Source organism: Paenibacillus nasutitermitis, from assembly GCF_014641075.1.
GTDB lineage: Bacteria > Bacillota > Bacilli > Paenibacillales > Paenibacillaceae > Paenibacillus_Z > Paenibacillus_Z nasutitermitis.
Genome location: NZ_BMHP01000003.1, coordinates 764,885 through 783,782, shown reverse-complemented (window position 1 = coordinate 783,782; position 18,898 = coordinate 764,885). Strand labels below are relative to the sequence as shown.

Annotated in this window: 13 protein-coding genes; 7 read left to right on the top strand and 6 right to left on the bottom strand. The window is 53.8% G+C overall.

Annotated features, from left to right (window positions below; genetic code table 11):
• Positions 1-2 precede the first annotated feature (2 nt).
• On the bottom strand, positions 3-1,580 hold the full coding sequence (locus tag IEY46_RS22440; protein ID WP_188995209.1) for a histidine kinase N-terminal 7TM domain-containing diguanylate cyclase: 1,578 nt from the start codon (positions 1,578-1,580) through the stop codon (positions 3-5).
• A gap of 267 nt (positions 1,581-1,847) precedes the next feature.
• Positions 1,848-2,507 (bottom strand): type A chloramphenicol O-acetyltransferase, encoded by a 660-nt coding sequence (gene catA, locus IEY46_RS22435; protein ID WP_188995207.1) that lies wholly within the window; start codon positions 2,505-2,507, stop codon positions 1,848-1,850.
• 246 nt (positions 2,508-2,753) lie between these two features.
• Between catA and IEY46_RS22430 the strand changes: the two genes are divergently transcribed.
• From IEY46_RS22430 to IEY46_RS22415, 4 genes are all read left to right on the top strand, one after another.
• Positions 2,754-3,446, top strand: coding sequence for an ABC transporter ATP-binding protein (locus IEY46_RS22430; protein ID WP_188995205.1), 693 nt, complete (start codon positions 2,754-2,756; stop codon positions 3,444-3,446).
• Positions 3,447-3,544: 98 nt separating this feature from the next.
• Positions 3,545-4,420 (top strand): helix-turn-helix domain-containing protein, encoded by an 876-nt coding sequence (locus tag IEY46_RS22425; RefSeq protein ID WP_188995203.1) that lies wholly within the window; start codon positions 3,545-3,547, stop codon positions 4,418-4,420.
• A gap of 142 nt (positions 4,421-4,562) precedes the next feature.
• Positions 4,563-5,405 (top strand): phytanoyl-CoA dioxygenase family protein, encoded by an 843-nt coding sequence (locus tag IEY46_RS22420; RefSeq protein ID WP_188995201.1) that lies wholly within the window; start codon positions 4,563-4,565, stop codon positions 5,403-5,405.
• A gap of 4 nt (positions 5,406-5,409) precedes the next feature.
• On the top strand, positions 5,410-6,171 hold the full coding sequence (locus IEY46_RS22415) for a prolyl oligopeptidase family serine peptidase (protein ID WP_188995199.1): 762 nt from the start codon (positions 5,410-5,412) through the stop codon (positions 6,169-6,171).
• A 240-nt stretch (positions 6,172-6,411) separates the two neighbouring features.
• Here the strand turns inward: IEY46_RS22415 and IEY46_RS22410 are convergent, their stop codons facing one another.
• The 4 genes from IEY46_RS22410 to IEY46_RS22395 all read right to left on the bottom strand — a co-directional run bounded on the left by IEY46_RS22410 (position 6,412) and on the right by IEY46_RS22395 (position 11,816).
• On the bottom strand, positions 6,412-7,389 hold the full coding sequence (locus IEY46_RS22410) for a serine hydrolase domain-containing protein (RefSeq protein WP_188995197.1): 978 nt from the start codon (positions 7,387-7,389) through the stop codon (positions 6,412-6,414).
• A 395-nt stretch (positions 7,390-7,784) separates the two neighbouring features.
• On the bottom strand, positions 7,785-9,563 hold the full coding sequence (locus IEY46_RS22405; RefSeq protein WP_188995195.1) for an ABC transporter ATP-binding protein: 1,779 nt from the start codon (positions 9,561-9,563) through the stop codon (positions 7,785-7,787).
• Entirely contained in the window at positions 9,556-11,298 is a 1,743-nt protein-coding gene (locus tag IEY46_RS22400) for an ABC transporter ATP-binding protein (protein WP_188995193.1), read from the bottom strand. The genes IEY46_RS22405 and IEY46_RS22400 overlap by 8 nt, the downstream gene beginning before the upstream one ends.
• An 86-nt stretch (positions 11,299-11,384) precedes the next feature.
• Positions 11,385-11,816, bottom strand: coding sequence for a MarR family winged helix-turn-helix transcriptional regulator (locus tag IEY46_RS22395; RefSeq protein WP_188995191.1), 432 nt, complete (start codon positions 11,814-11,816; stop codon positions 11,385-11,387).
• A gap of 183 nt (positions 11,817-11,999) precedes the next feature.
• Between IEY46_RS22395 and IEY46_RS22390 the strand changes: the two genes are divergently transcribed.
• The 3 genes from IEY46_RS22390 (at position 12,000) to IEY46_RS22380 (ending at position 18,710) form a co-directional block, all read left to right on the top strand.
• Positions 12,000-12,953, top strand: a complete 954-nt coding sequence (locus IEY46_RS22390; protein WP_229750467.1) for an AraC family transcriptional regulator — start codon at positions 12,000-12,002, stop codon at positions 12,951-12,953.
• A 90-nt stretch (positions 12,954-13,043) separates the two neighbouring features.
• A complete protein-coding gene (locus tag IEY46_RS22385) occupies positions 13,044-14,039 on the top strand; it encodes a phytanoyl-CoA dioxygenase family protein (protein ID WP_188995187.1) in 996 nt (331 codons plus the stop codon).
• A 384-nt stretch (positions 14,040-14,423) separates the two neighbouring features.
• Positions 14,424-18,710, top strand: a complete 4,287-nt coding sequence (locus tag IEY46_RS22380) for an S-layer homology domain-containing protein (protein ID WP_188995184.1) — start codon at positions 14,424-14,426, stop codon at positions 18,708-18,710.
• The last annotated feature ends 188 nt before the right edge of the window (positions 18,711-18,898 follow it).

The window sequence follows — 18,898 nt, the reverse complement described above, 5'->3', positions numbered from 1 at the left end:
GTTTAGGCTAAAGCGGTCTGTACATTATTGCGGCCGGTTCTCTTCGCTTGATACAAGGCTTCGTCGGCCAGAGAGAGCAGCGCCTCCAGCGAATGCCCGGCGGTGGCGGCTTCCACAACACCGAAGCTGGCTGTAATAACGAGAGGGCCTGCCGGCGTAAGCAGAGGGCCTGAAGCGAGTGCCGAGCGGATCTGCTCGGCGATGCTCCCCGCCTCATCTATGGACAGGTCCGGCAGGCCGATGACAAATTCTTCGCCGCCATACCGTCCGAACACGTCCTCCGTGCGGATGAAAGGCTTGCACAGCGCTATTGCGTGCTGAATGGCCCGATCTCCAACCGCATGGCCGTAAGTGTCGTTAATGCTTTTGAAATGATCGATATCCAGGAGGATCAGGCAGAATGTACCGCCTTTGGACTGTCCATCGGTCAGCGCTTTTCTGCAAAGCTCCATAAAGCAGGTCCGGTTATAGATCCCCGTAAGCCCATCCGTGGTGGCAAGAAGATGCAATTCGTTATGTAGGAGAGTTCTCTCGGTGACATCAATCATAATAATAGTCCGGCCGGCGTGTTTGCCATCCCGTTTGATCACGGGTGAAGAGCGAATCTGGTAGTAACTGGTTTCACTGCCGTTTTGCCATTTGATTTCATATTCATCCTGTTCAAGGTGCTGCGTACGGGGGTTCCCGCTCTTCTCCGCATTAGCGGCCTGTCCCTCCTTCAGAGGGAAAGAGATGTCGTGAATGGATTTGCCGATTGCCGAAGCATCCAGCACGGGGATCATCCGCATAGCCGCTGGATTATAATCGACCACATGATCATTAATGTCCAGCACAATGACGCCGTCGCGCATACTGTCAAAAATATTTTCCCGGGCGATAGGCGCGACAGTCAGCATGCCCATTGACAGAATGGACCAGATATACAGGCCGGAGGTGAAGCTCATCAGGACCGGCACCGGGTCCATGCCATATGGCGTGAGACCCATCAGATAGAGGAAAGCACCGGTCATTGGCACATATAGGGTAATCAGCATGGTCAGAATCTGTTTTCTGTAAGCGGAGCTGCTTATCAGCCGCCGGATCAGCAGAATCCCCCCGACAAAGAGACAGGCGAACGTATAGCAGCCGTGCAGGATATATCCTTTGCCCATCACGATATCGACAAGCGGAGTAGGCGCATCGGAACGCAGATAGAGAGACTGATAGAATAGATGATGAAAATCGTTCGTTGAGATGGTCACAACAGTGATGACGGGTATCAGGAAAAATAGCGGCAGGATCTTGCGGGTCAGGAATCTGGACATATCCAGGTAATGGAAGACCAGAATCAGGCAGCAGGGGGCAATGAAGGGCATGCCCAAATATTCGATGGTGAGCCAGAACTTGATTTCCGCGAGAGAATCGCTTGCCAGCTCAAAAGCGAAGCCGAACGTATAAATGGCACAAAATAAGGACATCCAGACAAAGGTCCGGATCCCGGAAAAGGTGGTTTTGACGAGCATGGCATAGATGCACAGAAGAACGCTCATGACACCGGACACACAGACGACGACAATATAATTGTTAATGACCGTACTCATGTAATCAAGGCTCCAGTATCTTGATGTGGTCAAGCTGCCGAAAACTGGACAACTATGGAAAGATAAGAAAATAGTATCACAAAAAAAGGACACAGAAAAGAAAATTCGTCATAAATCGCGTTAATGTGCTATAGGATGTCATCATTCTTCCCATCCCCTCCAACAGGCGGGAGTGCCGGTTAAAAAGAGAAAGCCCCCGACATCCGTCAGAAGGCTTTCTTCTGTTACAGCTATAAGCAAGTTTAAGCTTCGAATGCATTCAATCTGTTATTCGCCTGGCAACCAGTCCATACAGTGGTCAGCCCGTAATTGCAGTTCATGAAACACGATGCCTGCATGATAGCCGTCACACACGGCGTGGTGGAGCTGTACCGATAATGGCAGCTGTACACGGTTGTCCTGCCTGAAAAATTTGCCCATCGTAAAGATAGGCAGGAGATAGGTTCCCTCGTTATAAATATTCAGGTTAAAGCCTGTGAAGCTCACCCAGGGGATAGAGGAAATCGGGAATATATTTGGTGGTTCGTCAGGTTTGGCGGCAAACTGCATAAGGCCTCCGTACCTTTCCATATCTTCGATATAACGGTAGTAGAATTCGCCGAAATCTTCATTGTAGGGTGTCCAGATGCTCGAAAAGCTCTTATTCTCATCATGGAAAACGGTATAGCCGGGAGATATGCTATCCCAGTAACCAAGTCTGTTCTCCGAGTCAAAGCAGGTTCGGAATTCAATATGGCGATTGACAATTGCTGCGATCATATGGATCAATGCCGGGTACAGTTTTATTCCTTTGCTCTTCGTTTCTGCCAGCAGCAGGGTGATATCAAGATTTGCCGTTATGCTGTAGGTGCATCGGACGTGGTTTAAATAATGTTCAAAATACGGTTTTCTATCCCAGGTATCAACAGTAATCGGGTTAAAATTCATTCGTGCAGCCTCCTAAAAAATAATTGAATTCTTGAATTTTAGGAGGCTGCCTCTATTGCTTTAACCATATCCACACCACTTTCCTGTTCGGATTCGTTTTAAGTTTAGCATTGAATTCCTGTGATGTCTTGCACAGACTCTAGAACAATTGCCTGCTGTATCCTTGTTTCTCCCATGCAGCCAACATCCCTGGCCGTTCGTCTTATGGTAAACTGGATGAACCAAGCTTCAGGAAAGGATGATTCAATGGATAAAGCACATGATGCGATTCTGTCCATTCGCGACCTGCGGATGAATTATGGTTCACGATATGTTTTGAAGGGAATCAATCTGGACGTCTACGAGGACCAAATTATCGGCTATATCGGTCCTAATGGAGCAGGCAAAAGCACGACGGTCAAAATCATGCTGGGTCTGGTAGAAGGTTATACAGGCGATATACATATATTCGGACAGAACATTGCCGACGGAAATGTGGATTACAAGAAACGGATCGGCTATGTGCCGGAGACAGCTGAAATTTATGATACGCTGACAGCCCGGGAATATTTGACCTTTATTGGCGAGCTTTACGGTCTTCATAGTGAGGACGCCGATTACAAAGCGAAACAGCTCATGCGCACGCTGGGCCTGGAGGAATTGTATGACTCGCGCATTGTCTCTTTTTCCAAAGGCATGCGGCAGAAGGTTCTGCTGATCGCAAGCATGCTGCATAATCCCGACATCCTGTTTCTGGATGAGCCGTTGGCCGCTCAGCAAAAGGACGGGCTGATCACGTTTGCGCTCCTGCTGCTGTTGTTTGCATTTGCGGGTCTCCATTTTGCCCTGACCTTTGTAAAAGCAGGGATTGGGATCGAGCTCGCCTTGCTGGCTGCAGCTGTCCCGCTCCTGTGGGGCAAAGTGTTCGCGGTGCCATGGAAAAAGATTGAGAATGCTTGAGCGGTTTTATGGAAGTGGCAGGAAAGGTTCTACGGAAAGAAGCGCGATACGCGATCATGAAATGACTGTGGAATCGGGCATCGGAGGTGTGATCGTATATGCATGAAATACGGCTGAGCGGGGACAAGCTGCCCCTCGTCAGGGACATGGGCGTGTACGGGGCGCCGGAGCCGAATTGGGCCCATCCGGACCGCACGATGGCGGAAAACCTGCTGCTCTACGTAACGGAAGGGGAGCTGTCCCTTGGGGAGGGCGAAACCGAATACCTGCTTCGCAAAGGGGATGCGCTGCTGCTGAAACGAGGGGTCGGGCAATGGGGCAGGCCGGTTAACGCACCCGGCTCCTCCTGGGTGTTCGTCCATTTCTACGATCAGAGCTTCGCGTCGGCGGAAGGGCCGAGTCCGCTCTCGTTCTCGCTGCTGCCCCACGACGCGCTGTTCTTCTCGCCGGACAAATACAGGGCGGAGGTCGCGCTACCGAAAAAAATCGAGCTGCCGGGCGACCTGCACGTCGAGCGCGAGCTGAAGGCGATGCTCCGCTTGTACCAGTCACGGCATAGCCTGCGTCATCTGCTGCTCAGCCTGAAATTTATGGAGCTGCTCATCTATTTCATCCACAAGTCGGAGGCCGCCGCTGTTCCTTCCAAGGCGGAGCTCACGGTGCGTCGCGTCATCGACTACCTCGAAAGCCGCTACGACGGCAAGCTGACGGCCGGCGAAATCGCCGAAGTAATGGGGATGAACTACAATTATTTGTCCGAGCTGTTCAAACAGCAGACGGGCAGCAGCATTCTCGACCATCATTTGCGGCTGCGCATCGACCGGGCAGCGGAGCTGCTGCGGACGGGCAGGCTGAACATTTCCGAGGTGGGGGAGCGCTGCGGATTTTCCGACGTCTACCATTTCAGCCGCATTTTCAAAAAAATGACCGGCTACACGCCAACCGATTATATGAAAAGTCATTACCCGACCTGAAAATTGGATAAAGAGTATGCCGCTCGCTTCATTCCTACGCTTTCCCTCTTTTGTTAAGATGAGGGCAGATGTTTTGCCAAGGACGCGGCCGCAGCCGCCGACGGCGAAGCTGAATGATCGCCATTTCGGGAGGTTGAACGCGATGGAACAGATGAAGACCCAGCATCCGACGCTCGAGGAGCGTTATGCGGCATTCAAGAGGGACGGCTACACCGTTTTTGAAAGCGTATACGACGACGAGATGCTCCGTTCGTTCAAGGAGACGTTTCACCGTCTGCAGGACAACGGCATCGATCGGCAGCAATGGTGGTTCGCAAACACATGTGAGCTGGCGCCGAAGCAAATGCTGCCGGCCGTGACGAACCCGCTCATTCTCGATTTTGCCGAGAAGGTAATGGGTCCGTTCGTGCAGCTTGACAATTTAACGCTGGCCGGCTTCCCATCCGTCTCACTGGAGAACCGGAACAAGACAGGCTGGCATCGCGACCGCTGGGCGAATTGGCCATTGACGGAGGACTACACGAGCCCGCTGTCGGTCAACGCCATCAGCTATTTGCAGGATTTGACGGACGAATACGGTCCGCTACGCGTCATTCCCGGATCGCACCGGATGCCGGTCGGCATTCCGGCGGAGGAGCGCGGCAAGCCGCATCCCGACGAGCTTGTGCTGTACGTCAAGGCCGGGGATGTCGTGTTTACACATAACGGGCTCATCCACAGCGGCACGCAGAACACGTCGGGCAAAATCCGCTACTTCTACAGCGTCTACTACAACAAGACGTGGTTGAAGCATACCGACAACCATGGCGGCCCCAATGTGCAGCGGATCGTTTCGGAGGCGCGGTCCCGCAACGATCATCGGACGATGAGGCTGTTCGGCGCAGACGAGCAGCTGCAGGCACGAGCCAATTCCGGCTTCCTCGACACGGACGAGGAGATGTGGGTGAAATGGGCCGCCGCGGACAAAGCGGCGGTCAAGGGCTAGCGCGGTGGGAGGCGATCGCGCTATTCAGCGGATAACAATCGACGGAATACCGGCGATATGGCAGGAGCCGTCTGAAGGCCCCGGCCGCGATCTGGTCGTCTGGCTGCCTGGCTTCTCCGGGCGAAAAGAGGACACGGCCGCGCAGCTGGACGCCTTCGCCGCCGCCGGCTTCTATGCGCTCAGCTTCGATCCCGTGCAGCACGGCGAGCGGGCGACGGAGACGCGGGAGGCGCTGGCCGCCAGAGTGGTCGGCAATATTCGCCGCCATTTCTGGCCGATTCTCGCGTTGACGGCGGAGGAGTTTCCCCGCGTCATCGACGGCGCCCGCGAGCGGATCGGCTTCGAGGGGAAAGTGATGGCGGGCGGCATCTCTATGGGCGGCGACATCGCCGTCGCCGCAGGCGCGGACGCGCGCATCGCCGCCGTAGCGGCCTGCATCGCTACGCCCGACTGGCTGCGGCCCGGTAGCCACGAGCCTCCGGGCGAGCCCGACGAAGCCGCGCAGACATACTACGACAGGCGCGATCCGCTCACGCATTTGACCAACTATGGGGGCCGGCCGGCGATTTGCTTCCAGTGCGGCGAGCTGGATACTCAGGTGCCGCCGGACGGGGCGCTGCGGTTTGTCGCGGCGCTGCGCGGCGGCTTGTACGCGGACTGCCCCGAGCGGCTTGCGGTCGTCAAGCATCCGGGTGTGCCGCATCGTTTTACAGATGGGATGTTGCAGGGCGCCATTCAATGGTTCCGGCAATTCGGGACGGAATAATGCATACGGGCGGAGACTGAAAGAGGGCATTCTGATGTATCTTCCAGTTCAAATAACGGAAAATCCGCTAAACAAAAGCGCCGCAACCCTATCATTCGGATTGCAGCGCTTTTGTCCTCGTTCCATCATTATATGGTGCGTGTCCAATGCACGTCAAACGTTACCGTGACTCCTTTAATGGCAACACCCTGCACTCACGAGGAGAGCTGATTCCGTAAAAGATAATGATGGAATTTTGTCTCACCGATTATTTTCAAATAACGGTACAATATGCTTTTCAATCAACTCAATTCTGTTCTTAGCGCGTGGCATAAATCGAGAAGCGATAGCAATTACCATTTTCTTTTCGGGATTTACGAAAATCGCATTTCCACCGTCGCCCAAAGCTGCATAACAACCATGTTCCTTGTTGTCAACAATCCACCACAAATATCCGTATGGCAGTTCTCCCCATCGGCTGTTTTCTTTGGTACTGTCCTCGATCCATTTTAAGGATAGTAATTGCTTGCCGTTCCACAAGCCTCCATCTAAGTATAGCTGACCGATTTTTGCCATATTCCGTGGCGTTAAGGTAAGTCCCCAACCGGCAGTGTTCGTGCCTTTAGGATCCACCACCCAACCGCGAACATATTTATTCTTAAGGAAAGCAAAATACTCCTCTTTGCAATGTATAGTCGCATTATGGGGTGCTTTGATTCCAAGTGGTTCAAACAGATTTTCTGTGGCAAAATTAAGCACAGATTGGCCAGTTGCATTTGTGAGAATTCCTGACAAAATCTGTATGCCGATGGTGGAATATTTGAACCCTCCAAGACCGCTCTTACCGCCCATCAAGTCCAGCGCAGCTTTTGTCCAATCATCGCTTGTATAAACCTTTGTATACGGCTCCGACTTGTACTTATACGGTGTGGTCATTGTCAGCATATTTTTTATTGTGACATTTTGTATCGTTTTTTCGCCGCGTTTGACCGTGTAATCGGGGAAAAATTCCAATACTTTCTGGTCAATGCTTTTAATATAGCCTTTATCTATGGCAATGCCAATCAGCGCAGAAACAACGCTCTTTGTCACCGATGCAACATGGATGGTATCGTCGGCGGTGTAGTCGTCAAAATAGCCTTCATATATCTTTTCGCCGCCATGCATTACCACAATACCCGCAATATTACCATAGTCTGTTTTAATAAGACTTTCGAAATCTGTAATTCTTTTATTCATACTTTTCTCCTTCTAAATATAAGTACATCGATGCCTAAGAAAAGCATATTATGATATAAAATTTTTTGCGATAGTCTTTTTAAACTTTTTAAACCTGTTTTAAATTCTGATTTCATCGTTGCTAAGAAGGGAAGGGAAACTCCCATTACCAGTTAAGATCTGTCAATGTTACGATTATCCGGATTTTGAAGCGTGTATGTCCCGGTTTCAATCTCAGAAATCCAGACATCACATTGAATTTTGTACATTTGACATTTTATTTTATCGTAGTGAACAGGTGACAAGCTTACCGAGAGGGTCGTTTGGAATTGTTAAGAGAACGCATATTGTAAAAGCCCGGATTCCGCACAACAAACAGCGCCTCTGGATCACTTTAGCCAGGGGCGCTGTTTTGTTCATATTACCTGCTGGAACTGGTTGGCATACAGCTCATAGTAGCGACCCTTGTGGGCGATAAGCTGATCGTGGCTGCCGCGCTCGGCAATTTTCCCGTCCTGGATATACAGGATCGTATCCGCATTGCGGATCGTGCTCAGCCGGTGGGCGATGACAAAGCTGGTGCGCCCTTGCATCAGCACCCGCATCGCTTCCTGGATATGCATTTCCGTACGGGTATCGACGCTGCTTGTCGCTTCATCGAGAATGAGAATAGCCGGGTCTGCCAGTATGGCGCGGGCAATGGTCAGCAGCTGGCGTTGGCCCTGGCTGAGATTGCAGCCATCGGCAGTCAGCACGGTATCGTAGCCCTGCGGCAGCTCGCGGATAAAGCCGTCGGCGTTGGCCTGCATCGCGGCTTGTTCGATTTCCTGATCCGTCGCATCAAGCCGCCCGAAGCGCAGATTATCCCTTACCGTGCCGGAGAACAGGTATACATCCTGCAGTACGATACCAAGGCGGCTGCGCAGGCTTTTCTTGTCGAAGCCCTGAATGTTATGGCCATCGATTGTGATGCTGCCTTCATCGATATCGTAGAAGCGGGTAAGCAGATTGATAATCGTCGTTTTGCCCGCGCCGGTCGGTCCGACCAAAGCGATCAGATCGCCGGGCTTTGCTGTAAAAGTAATATGCCGCAGCGTGGGGAGATCGCTGTTGTAGCTGAAGGAAACATCCTGGAAAGACACCTCTCCCAGCACCTCGGCCGGAAGCTCTTTGCCTTCTTCATCCCCGTGAAACTCAGAATCCGTATCCAGAATCTCAAAGACGCGCTCTGCTCCTGCGACTCCAGCCTGAATCATATTATATTGGTTGGCCAGATCGTTTAGGGGCCTGCCGAACTGGCGGGAATAACTCAGGAAGCTGATAATGATGCCGACCGTGGTCAAGTCCCTGAACGCCATCCAGCCGCCAATCGCGGCAATCAGAATATAACTGAAATGATTCATCATATTCATCACAGGCCCGAACATGCCGGATAGTATTTGGGCGCGTGTGCCGGCCTGCTTCAACCCTTCATTGATAACGCCAAGATGCTCGATGGACACCGCTTCGCGGTTGAAGGTTTTGACCACCCGCTGGCCGGAAATCGTTTCCTCGATATAGCCGTTTAATTCGCCAAGACGCTGCTGCTGCTCCTTGAACAGCCGCTTCGTCCGTTTGGAGATCAGTTTCGTTGCTCCCATTACAAGCGGAACGGTGACCAGACAGACCACAGTCAGCCAGACGTTCAAATACAGCATCATTGCAAAGGAACCGGTAATGGTGATGATGCTGGCCATAATCTGGATCAGGCTCTGGTTCAATGAATTGGAGACGTTCTCCACATCATTGGTAGCCTTGCTCATCAGTTCTCCATGACTCGTCTTGTCGAAGAACCGGATCGGCAGCAGCTGCAGGCGGCCGAACAGATCCTGCCGCAGCTCCCAGACTGTGCGCTGGGATACGCCTGCCATGACATAGGCCTGAATCCAGGAAAGGGCGCTTGCGCTGACATAAACGGCAAGCAGCATAAGGCATAGGCGGAGAAGCCCTTCCCGGTCATGCGGCATAATAAATCTGTCGATCGCACGGCCAATCAGGAAGGGGGCAATCAGCTCAAGCAGGGCAATGACGACCGTCATGACCATCACGATGATGAGCCCTGAGCGCTGCCTGCCCAGGTACTGCCAGATACGGCCGAGGGTCGCTCGCGTATTCCTGGCCCGTTCCGTTGCCTGGGGTATTGGCGTTCTAGCCATGCATGGCCTCCTCCTTCCGCTGCTGGGACTGGTAAATATCCTGGTAGAGCCGGCTGCCGGCCATCAGCTCGTTATGCGTTCCTGATGCGGCGATCCGTCCTTCATCAAGCACCAGAATGCGGTCCGCCTGCATGACCGATGAGATCCGCTGGGCGATGATGATGCGGGTGCTTGTGCGGAGCAGGGTCTGTAGGGAGCGTTGGATACGTTTCTCCGTCGCCAGGTCGATGGCGCTTGTGCTGTCGTCCAGCACCAGAATCTGCGTCCGCATGAGCAGCGCACGGGCGATGGAGATCCGCTGCTTCTGGCCGCCGGAAAGATTGACGCCGCGCTGGCCCAGAAGAGTATCGTACCCGTCGGGAAAAGAAGCGATAAAGTCGTGAGCCTCGGCCGCGCGGGCTGCGGCGATAACTTCGTTATCGTCAGCCTTGGGCTTCCCGAACCGGATATTGTCGCGGATCGTGCCGCTGAACAGAATCGATTGCTGCAGTACCATGCCCACACGGTTGCGCAGCTGTTCCGCCGGAATATCGCGGACGTCGGTCCCGTCAATAAGCACGCGGCCTTCCACAGGATCGTACAGGCGGGAGATCAGGCCGACGAGCGAGGATTTGCCTGATCCGGTTGCGCCGAGGATGCCGATTGTTTGGCCGGGCTCTGCGGTGAAGCTAATGCCCTGAAGCACTTTCTTGGACGCTTCCCCGATACCGTAAGCAAACGACACGTCCTGAAATTCCACACGGCCGCTGCCTTCTGCCGGTTGAAGGGCCTGCTTGCCGACGTCTTCCATGTCCCGCTCCATTCCGAGCACTTCGTTCACCCGGTCGGCGGAAGCTTTGGCACGGGAGAAATTCATGATCGTATTGCCGACAGAGAGCAGAGCGAATAGCAGCTGTGTCATATAGGTAAGAAAGGCGGCCAGGTCACCGATTGGCAGACGGCTTTCCCACGATTCGGCACCGCCGTACCAGAGCACGGCGACCAGGCTTGTATTGAGCAGCAGCAGCATTAGCGGCATGTTGGCCGCTACCGTCCGCGCCGCCCGCAGAGCCATATGCAAATAATCGCTGTTCGTCCTGCCGAATCGCTTGCGTTCAAACTCTCCGCGGACAAAAGCCTTGACTACCCGCATGCCGGAGGCGTTCTCCTGGAGCACGGTGTTCACGCCATCGAGCTTCCCCTGCATCCGGGAGAAGAGCGGAACGGATCGCCGCACAAGAATGAAGACAATAACAAACTGGATAGGGATGACAAACGCCAAAATGAGCGACAGGCGCGGGCTGATCACGATCGCCATAATAATGCTGCCGATCAGCAGCGAGCCGTCCCGGACCAGCATGCGGAGCAGAATCTGGACAATCTGTTGCAGCTGGACGATATCCCCTGTCAGGCGCGTAATAAGGGAGCCGGCGGGATACCGGTCAAGCTGACGGAACGAGAAGGTCTGGACTTTGCTGAACAGGCGCATGCGCAGATCCGCTCCGAAGCCCTGTGCGGCGATTGAGGAGAAATACGTGCAGCCCGCTCCTCCAATCAGCCCGATCAGCGCCACGCCGAGCATGATGGCGCCGGTCCTCCAGATGACGGTCTGGTCGCCGCCGGTAATGCCGTCATTCACGATCGCGGCCATCAGCTTCGGCTGCGATAAGTCCATCCACACCTCCAGAATCATCAGCAGCGGGGCGAGCAGAGCCGGGAGCCAATAGGGGGCGACGAACGATTTTAATTTCCACACCAGGATGCACCTCTTTTCAGGCAATAAATAATATCATCAATCATTGATTCATGATTGATTGGGATGACCAAGTAATATATAGCCGGCTAACTAGTTAAATTGTCCCGCATATGCAGCAGCAGGCGGCGCAGCAGAAGCTTTTCCTCCGGAATGAAGCGTTCAAAGCAGCGCTGCTCGACATCGTGGATCGCCTTCTTGACCTCCACCGCCGCGCTGCGGCCTTTCTCGGTCAAGAAGACGCGGGATATCCGCTGATCCCGGCTGTCGGCTTTCCGCTGCACGAGACCGGTCTTCTGCATGCGGTCAATCATGACCGTCAGCGTTGCCGGCGTAATATTCATTTGATCGGCCAACTCGCGCTGGCTCTGCCCGTTCAGCTCAAACAACCGCATAAGCAGAGGCGGCTGCCCCGGATAGACGTCAAATTCGCGGATAATAAGGTCCACGTTATGGCGGTAGGACTTCATAAGATGAGACATGATGTGCATCAGAGACTCCTCTTGCGACTGGTCTGCCATCGAGCACCTCCAATAATGTTAGTCGGCTAATTAAAAGAGTAATACCCGATCCGCGTTTCGTCAATATACCTTTTACATTGTGGTGCAAAAAAAGGCCTTGTTTGACTTTATAATCGTTTATAGTCTGTGCATGGCTTTAGAAATCCTCGCATGGGCAAGCAGGAATGGGGCAAAAACGTTATAATGACCATAAACCTAGCCGGAGCATTTCATCAAGAAAGGGAAGTGGACAAAGGTATGGCCGCTTTGGATCACGGATGGCCGATTGTTCATAGTGTCGGAGATATCGTCGTAAAAGCCGGTTTCGTTCTGGACACAAGAACTATCGAGGATTATGAACTGGTTTATTTTCCAGTCGGGACGGATACCGTCTATGAGCTTTTGGGCAAGCCTTATGTGCTCGATGTCCCTTGTTTTGTGTTCACCCGTCCGGACGAGCGGCATCTTTACCGTTTTGGCGGGGAGAAGAGCGTGCGCCATCTGTTCGTGCATTTCGATTACGAAGCGCTGCGTCATGCGGACGTCCGGCTGATTTCTCTTCTGCATGGCAGCGCTGTGCATCCCGTCCGCCATAACAGTCTGATTCCAGGCCTTATCAGACAGATGCTGTCCATTGCCGGCAAGCAGCCCCTCCATTGGAAAAGCCGCTTGTCAGCATTGCTTGCTGCAGCGCTGGAGGAACTCGGAGCCTCGGCAGATTTGCCTCCCGAGGATGCAGCTCTTCAGATGCCGATCCAGATTACCAATGCCATGGCCTATATGGAGGAGCATCTTGCCGAGGACCTGACCATAGAAAGAATTGCCCGCCAAACCGGCTGGTCGCATGAGCATTTTACCCGGATATTCCGGGCCAGCGTAGGCATGACTCCTAAGCGGGCTCTTGTCGAGCAGCGGTTGAGGCGGGCGGAGCAGCTGATGATGAACGGTCAATCGTCGGTGAAACAGATTGCCTACGAAGTAGGTTTTGGCGACGAGCATCATTTTTCCAAAACCTATAAGAAGCTGCGTGGGATTAACGCTTCCGATTATATCGAGCGCTGCCGTAATCCCATCTTCCGTCATATCGCCGCTGCTCTCGATACGGAATCGCCTTACGGAGCGAGCCGTCATATCGTGGTCAATAACCATATCAAATAAACACATCGTTTTGTCGGATTGTTCCATTGAGAACGTTCTCCCGTTTCGTGCACAATGGGGATAAACCAGCTAAATGGAGGGATCCAACCGATGGGAAAATATTATACACCGAAGTCTCGGCCGCGGAATGACCGTTATTTGGTCAGTGTGGATGAATATAGGCACTACCATCGTGACGGTTATGTCATTATAAAAGGGCTTTTATCAAAAGAAGACATCGATCCGCTTTATGAATTAGCGGAGAAAACGCGGCTTGGCAGCAGCGGGAAAGCCAAACCGGCCGACCCGCAAAGCAAGGATCCGCTGAAAGAGGAGTTTACCAACCTGACGCGCGTCCATATGCTGTCAAGGCTTGAGGCAGTGGCGGAGCAGGGCATGCTTAATCCCCGTATTCTGGATGTGACGGAAGCGCTGATCGGGCCGGATGTCTACGCGGTTCAGTCGATGATGTTCTTGAACCCGCCCGGCCGCGGAGGCCAGGGCTGGCATCAGGATTCCTGCTACATCAGAACGCATCCTGATACGCTGGTCGGTGCCTGGATCGCCTTGGAGGATGCGGATGAGGAGAACGGCTGCCTGTGGGTCGTGCCCGGCTCCAATCATGAGCCGGTATATCCGCCCGAAGGAATGGGCGGCGGCAATGTTCATGCCCTGGACGCTTTCGGGGACTTGAATGCGGTCCAAAATGTCAGCCATCTCGATGATGAAGTGAATACGCTGTCGCGGGTGGTAGCGAAATATCCGCCGGCGATACCGGTGCCCTTGCAGGCTGGGGATGTTCTGTTCTTCCATTCGCATCTGTTTCACCGCTCATTCCCGAACAGGACAGAGGACCGCTACCGCAGATCCTATGTCTGCCATTATTGCAACGCACGCTCCTGGGTGCCCTGGGATCATGACAGTTTCGAAGGAGATTCCGGCAATTACCGGCAGATTCTGGCTCGCGGACGGACGCATCTACCCTATGCAGAGCCTGCCTTCGGAACCGAGGTGTTCCTGGCGGAGGAGAATGAGTCGGCGGACAGCGTGACCATGATGGGAATGGATAACGGCATGATGATGCCGGTTGCGCAGAAGAAGGACTAGTGGTTTGAATGGTTGAGCGCTATGCGGTGGTTCCAAAAGGTTTCACCAGGCTCCAATAATATAAACAAACTTCTCGGCCCTCTCGCTTCCAACAGGAAGCCGGGAGGGCATTGTTTATGTTCGGTACATTTCCGTAGTTGTCTGGCGGGGCCGGCGCTATTCCCACGCAGGCGTAGCGCGAGAGACCATGCAGGTGCTGGGCTGGCGCGGGAATGGAAGAAGCGGATGAATGAAGCTTCAGACCCACTGCCGTACGCAGGGGGATGCTGTCGAATTTTGCCGATATGGTGGAAATGTTTAGAAACTGTTAATAGGGCTTTTGGTAAACTTGGCCAATCTGCTGTTGCAATAGACAGCGAATCCTTAGAAGAGGTGAGCCAAGCTATGTCAGTCATCGTTCGACAACTTACGCGGAAAATTACTGCCGGGGCACTCAGTTTATTAATGTTTTGGTGCATTGTTCAGCTGCCAGCGGCACAAGCAGACACGCAGCAGGCGGCGTGGAAGCTTACTTCCACGGCAGACGGGCTTAATATGAATCCGAGCCGGTCTGCAGCTGCCCCCAAGACGGCTGTATGGAACAATGAGCTATACGCCATATGGGCGGAAAGTAATGGCGATATGTTTGATCCTAAAAAGATAATCAGGGTCAAAAAGCTCGACGGAGAGAACTGGGTTCCGGCAAATGACGGAAACGGTCTCAATGTGTCCTTGAATCAGGATGCAAATGGTCCGGCACTGGCTGCATATGAAGGCTATCTCTACGCCATCTGGGAAGAGGTAACGGCAGGCAATAAGAAAGTCATCAGAGTCAAAAAGTTCGATGGCAGCCAGTGGGAAACGGCGGATGGCGGTGTTTCGCTGAACGGAAGCGGGAGCAGTGCCAACAACCAGTCTCCTGTTCTTGCGGTCTATAAGGACGATCTGTACGCAGCGTGGCTAGGGAACAACAACGGAGGCACGGACAAAAAAGTACAGATTAAGAAATTTGACGGCAATAGTTGGACGACGGATGCCTCCGATTTGACCTTGGTTCCCGGTGGGTTTACAAACCAACTGCAATTCACTGTCTATCAGGATAAACTCTATCTCACATGGAGCGAATCCACCTTGTCAAGTCCTTCTCTCAATTATATTTCAGTGTTCCAGAAGTCGGGCACTTCTTCGTGGACGAATGTCTCTGGGGCTACAGGATTGAGTGACCCGTCTAAACCGATGGTAAGTCCCGCAATACAGGCATATAACGGATTGCTGTATGCGGTGTGGCGGGATGGCAATACGGCGACCTTCCTTATCAAGAGCTATGACGGCAGCGCATGGAGCCAGGTCGGAAACGGTACCCTGGATACGTCCGGCAATGCAGCCCAGCCTCAGCTGGCTGTATACAATGACCAGCTGTTTCTATCATGGCTGCAGTCGTCTTCACCCATCACGAATAAGATCCGTGTCTATAAATTCGACGGCGCCAGCTGGACAGCAACAGACGATGCATTACTAGGCACTTCCAATGGACAGCCATCTTCCCTGGCCGTTGCCTCGGATGCTTTGCATCTTCTGTGGTCGGACAGCAATAAGGTCCGCTCTTCCTCTTACCAGGAATTCCCTGGCGCACCTGCCGCTCCGACGGGGCTGACGGTTTCCTCCGGAAACCAAAAGGCAACGCTGAGTTGGGATAACGGCGGCAGCGGGTTGGATTATAAGATCTACCAGGGATCCGAGTCAGGGGTTTATGATCCCACGCCTGTTGCAACTGTAAGTGGGTCAAGCAGTTATACAGCAACCGGCCTTACGAACGGAAGCACGTATTATTATGCGGTTACAGCGAGCAACGACATAGGGGAAAGCGGCTACTCCAATGAGGCGAGCGTAAAAGCAGGCGTCATCAATGCGGTCTTGACTGAAGGATGCTCCTACCTCTGGACAGCAAATTCGCAGGAAGCGTTTGAAACATGTGATGCGAATCCTCTGTGGGTGGGAACGTTGACGAACTACGACATCGGCGGATATCAGCCCCGAAGCACGGCGGAAGCAGTATTGAAATTCGATCTGCCAGCTGTGGACGCGCCTATCGTTTCGGCGCAGTTAAAGGCGTATGTGCCTAAGAAGCAAGTATCCTCGGGTGCAAATGACGCAACGATTACCATTTATGATGGAGATCCGGACTGGCAGCCGTATAATGCAGGAAGCGGAACACCTGTGGTGTCGCCACAGCCGGCGAATCTGTCGACTCCCAAGTTCTACATTAATACGCCGCCGTCATGGAATACATATGACGTGACTTTTCCGGTGTTGGAGAGTGCGGACCAAGGGCGGGACTCGGTGACGCTAATTCTGCAAGGGACGAAAACGAATTCCGATTCGCTGGCGTCGAATTTGGATCTCTTATATAACATGCCCGGTTACGAGGCTGTGCTGGAGTTGACGTTGGGCGAACCTTCGCAGCCGGAGCTGGCTCCGCAGATCGGCGGCTTGATCTGGGCGCCGGGGGGCACGGCAGGAACGACAAAGCTGACGGGAGTAAACGGCGACCCGATCCTGAGATATGCGGTCGGCGCAGCGGGACAATATACGCAGCCGGTGGTTGGAGCGGATGCGGCCGATCTGGGCTATACGCTATCCCTGGACCTGGATGCGGATATTGCCGTGGTCAGCGGCCAGCATATCTATGTGGTGGCGGTGGACAGCCTGGGGCATATCGTGGAGTGGGCGGACGCGGCGATCGCGGATGCCGAGATTAATCCTGGATCGAATCAGCAGCCAGAGCTGGCTCCGCAGATCAGCGGCTTGACCTGGGCGCCGGGAAGCGCGGCAGGCACGACGAAGCTGACGGGAGTGAGCGGCGACCCGCTCCTGAGATATGCGGTCGGCGCAGCGGGACAATATACGCAGCCGGTAGTAGGAGCGGATGCGCGTGATTTGGGCTACGTGAAACTGAGGGACCTAAACGTTGACATTGCCGTGACAAGCGGCCAGCATATCTATGTGGTGTCGGTGGACAGCCGGGGAGGCATTATAGAGTGGGCGGACGTGGCGATCGCGGATGCCGAGATTAATCTAGGATCGAATCAGCAGCCGGAGCTGGCTCCGCAGATCAGCAGCTTGACCTGGGCGCCGGGGGGCGCGTCAGGAACGACGAAGCTGACGGGAGTAAGCGGCGACCCGATCCTGAGATATGCAACCGGCGCAGCGGGTCAATATACGCAGCCGGTGGTTGGGGCGGATGCGCATGATCTGGGCTATACCTTGCCGCTGAACCTGAATGCTGATATTGTCGTGACCAGCGGCCAGCACATCTATGTGGTCGCGGTGGACAACCAGGGACGTATCGTGGAGTGGGCGGACGTGGCGGTCGCGGATGCCGATATTTCGACTGCAGCGCCTGTGTATCCTCCTTACACACCGCCTGCATCGGCAAGCTCCCAGGACGAGGGCTTCGCCATCAAGGTGAATGAGGGCGAACTTCAGGACCAGACGGCGACCGCCAAGGTTGATCAGACAGGCGGCAAGAAGAGAACGACCGTATCGATTGACGGGAAGAAGCTTAGCGGCAGACTGGCAAATACTACAGGCGCGGTCGTATCCATACCTGTGCATAACGGCTCGGATACCGTAATTGGCGAGCTGGATGCGCAGACGGTGAAAGCGATGGAATCCAGCAAAGCGGTATTGAGAATCGAGTCGGAGCATGTCGTATACACGATTCCTGCGAGCCAAATTAATGTCTCTGCTCTATCGTCGCAGTTTGGTGCGGATATCGACCTGAGCGATATTGTCATTCTGGTCACCATTGCCAATGTGCCGGATCAGGATGTGATGTTCCTTCCGCAGGAAGGCCAGCAGCTTCAGATGATCGCCCCGGCGGTGGACTTCAGCATTACGGCAGTCTATCAAGGTCGGGAAGTGAAGGTGGACATGTTCAACGCTTATGTCGAGCGAATGATTGCCATTCCGGAAGGTGTTGATCCCGGCAAGATTACGACAGGCGTTGTTGTTCTCGCTGATGGAAATCTCTTGCATGTGCCGACGAAGGTGATGCAATTGGACGGCAAATATTATGCGGTTATCAACAGTTTGACCAATAGTGTCTACTCGGTTGTTTACAATGTGAAGACCTTCGAAGACATTGCGAAGCATTGGGCGCAGGCGAGCATTGAGGATATGGCTGCGCGGCTCGTGCTGAGCGGTGGCACGAACAATCAGTATGTGCCGGACGAGGCGATTACGAGAGCTGAGTTTGCTGCCATTATGGTGAGGGGGCTGGGCCTCCATAATGCCAAGCAGCCGCCATCCTTCAGCGATGTGCGCAGCAGCGACTGGTTCCATAATGCGGTAGCCGTTGCTGCTTCCTTCGGATTGCTGCAGGGATATCCGGACGGGACGTTCCGTCCGAACCACAGCATTACAAGACAGGAAGCGATGGTTATTGCAGCCAAAGCGATGGACATTGCGGATATGGATACAGCTATCACGTCTGCCCAGCGGGACGATCTGCTGACGGCCTTCAAGGATGCCGGCCAATTCGGCGGTTGGGCTAAGTCCGCAGCGGCGCTTAACATCCGTTTCGGGGTGATTGGCGGCAGCGGTGGGACAGTCCGTCCGCTCGATCAGGTAACCCGGGCGGAGACGGCCGCCATCGTGCAGCGTCTGCTCAAGCAAGCAGGCCTGATCTGATGACTGGGCAGCCGGACGCGGGACGGTTCTGATGAGGGCTGCTCAACGTCCGAGCTCCATTATGGGAGCAAACAAGAAGAAGCTGTCCCCTATGGGCTCACGCCTTAAGGGACAGCTTCTCTTGCGTTTGCCAGCATATTCTGCCAAGGTCTGTGCATTGCGAGTGGCTCTCCTCCGCATGTTGTTTC